This is a genomic window from Janthinobacterium aquaticum (assembly GCF_009208565.1).
Lineage (GTDB): Bacteria > Pseudomonadota > Gammaproteobacteria > Burkholderiales > Burkholderiaceae_D > Janthinobacterium.
This window is the reverse complement of sequence record NZ_WFLK01000068.1, coordinates 1-257: the sequence shown is the minus strand read 5'-3', so window position 1 is coordinate 257 and position 257 is coordinate 1. Positions and strand designations below refer to the sequence as shown.

Genomic DNA, 257 nt, shown 5'->3' with positions numbered 1-257 from the left:
CAACGGCAACGACAGCTTCAGCTACACCATCAGCGATGGCAAGGGCGGCAGCAATACCTATGTGGTCAATATCGTCATTGATCCGGTCAACGATGCACCAGTCGGCAGCGGCACCACGATTACCACGTCGGAAGACACGGTCAAGACCGGCAATCTGCCACCCGCGAGTGATGTGGATGGCGACACCGTTACCTACACCAAGGCCAGCGATCCGTCGCATGGCACGGTTACCGTCAATCCGGATGGCAGCTACAGCT

General features: G+C 58.0%; 1 protein-coding gene. It reads left to right on the top strand.

Annotated elements, in window-relative coordinates:
* On the top strand, window positions 1-257 hold a 257-nt coding region (locus GCM43_RS25970; protein ID WP_193315756.1), incomplete at both ends, for an Ig-like domain-containing protein.